The following is a 2,103-nucleotide window of genomic DNA, read 5'->3' as shown; positions in this document are numbered from 1 at the left end:
TTATTTGGAATAAAGGGTTTTGCGATGAAGCCACTGGCGAAAAAGGATCTTGCCACCCTTATAAGGAAAGTGCTGAATGAAGTAAATAATTTAGTCGAATCTGAATAAATAGTTATATGGCTGAAAAATGAGATAATTTGGCGGAAATAGTGTGCCACGAGAGCAATAATTTTTTTGCTCGTAACTATACGAAAGATGAGGGTAGGTCCCTCGGGGTCGGCTTGCAGGAGCAGGCACCAAACCACCTTAAGCTGCTGCGGTTAAGAGTCGTGGTGGTGAGCGTTAAGGAAAAGGCACGGCAAGACCGGGTCAGGTATGGATCATGGAGACGAGTAACAGCGAACCACTGATGAGGTGTCGAAACTATATGATGGCGTCAAAACTGGGAACTATTTCCATCCCAGGATGAGCTCAGGGGGTGCCTGTTTATTGCCTGAGTGGCGTCCGGCATAAAGGTGGCGTGAACGTGGTCTTGGCTTTCGTGTGGAACGTGGGAACCTGCCGTTCCGATGTTAAGGGAGAAATCCAAGTGGGGACCCCACAAGGATGAGAGTACTGATGCGGAGCACAGGGGCGGAGTAGCCTGTAGTAGTTATGAGATCTCTGTAATGGAGATGGAGCGAAGGGGCTACATTGTTCAGCTTTTAACATTGAGACAACCGGAACTCGGGAGGATCTTTTTGGATAAAGCAAAGCCGTTCCAAATTACTAAGCAGCAGATTTGGGATGCATTCAAGAAAGTAAAGGCAAATCGTGGAGCAGCTGGTGTAGATGGGCAGACGATAGCCGACTTTGAAGAGGATTTGAAAGATAACCTCTATAAACTTTGGAATCGAATGTCTTCGGGGAGCTATTTCCCCCCTCCAGTACGTCGAGTTGAGATACCAAAGGGCGACGGAAAAACGCGGCCGTTGGGGATACCAACAGTAGCAGATCGAATCGCTCAGATGGTGGTTAAGCAACACCTGGAACCTCTTTTGGAACCACATTTTCATGAAGACTCATACGGATATCGTCCCGGAAAGTCTGCCATTGATGCGGTTGCAGCAGCACGTCAACGGTGCTGGCGGTATGGGTGGGTAGTAGATCTCGACATCAAAGGATTCTTTGATAATATCGACCATGAGCTCATGTTAAAGGCTGTGCGTCAGCACACAGATTGCCGGTGGATCTTGTTGTATATCGAGCGGTGGCTGAAATGCCCTGTTCGGTATCCGGATGGGAAAACCAAAGTTAGCGGCAAAGGAACTCCACAAGGTGGTGTTGTGAGTCCCTTGTTGGCCAATCTGTTTTTGCACTATGCCTTTGACAAGTGGATGGGGCGGGAATTTCCGCAGACCCCGTTCGAGAGGTATGCTGATGATGTTGTTTGTCATTGCAAAAGTGAGTCACAGGCTCAAGCGTTACGAGTTGCTATTGAAAAGCGGCTAATGGATTGCCGGCTGGAACTCCATCCTGAAAAGACGAAGATTGTCTATTGCAAGGAGGATAACCGGCGAGGGGACTACCCGATCTGTAAATTCGATTTCCTGGGGTATACGTTCAGGGCAAGGGTTGCAGCTAGCAAGAATGGGAAATTCTTCGTCGGATTTTTGCCAGCAATGAGTAATAAAGCAGCGAAGTCAATACGTAATGAGTTTCGGGGCTGGCGGCTTCATAATCGCACAGACAAATCGCTCGAAGACTTTTCAAGGATGTTCAATACCAAATTGCGAGGCTGGATTAATTATTATGCGAAGTTTTATAAATCAGAGATGTCAAAGGTGTTTCGCGTTCTGAATCGTATATTAGTTAAATGGGTAATGCGGAAATTCAAGAAACTTAGAGGCCAACAACGGAAAGCAACGCACTGTCTAGGGCGTTTTGCACTTCGGAATTCCCATCTATTTGCCCATTGGCAGATACTTGGTATAAGGCCTCCGGCTGGACAATAAGAGCCGGATGAGTCGAGAGACTCATGTCCGGATCTGTGAGAGCCTGGGGGTGAGATCCCTTCGGGCTACTCGACTGTTATAAAAAATGCAAGATATCTACTCTTTAACCTTCTTTTTCTTGCATTTTTTTGCCATGAAACCGAAAAAGTCACCGCAGCAGAATCTTCAG

General features: G+C 47.1%; 1 protein-coding gene. It reads left to right on the top strand.

Annotated elements, in window-relative coordinates:
* Positions 1-680 precede the first annotated feature (680 nt).
* Positions 681-1,934, top strand: a complete 1,254-nt coding sequence (gene ltrA, locus BUF15_RS26430) for a group II intron reverse transcriptase/maturase (RefSeq protein ID WP_073617376.1) — start codon at positions 681-683, stop codon at positions 1,932-1,934.
* Positions 1,935-2,103: the final 169 nt, after the last annotated feature.

This window comes from Desulfopila aestuarii DSM 18488 (assembly GCF_900143695.1).
Taxonomy (GTDB): Bacteria; Desulfobacterota; Desulfobulbia; order Desulfobulbales; family Desulfocapsaceae; genus Desulfopila; species Desulfopila aestuarii.
This window is presented reverse-complemented; position numbering and strand designations above follow the sequence as displayed.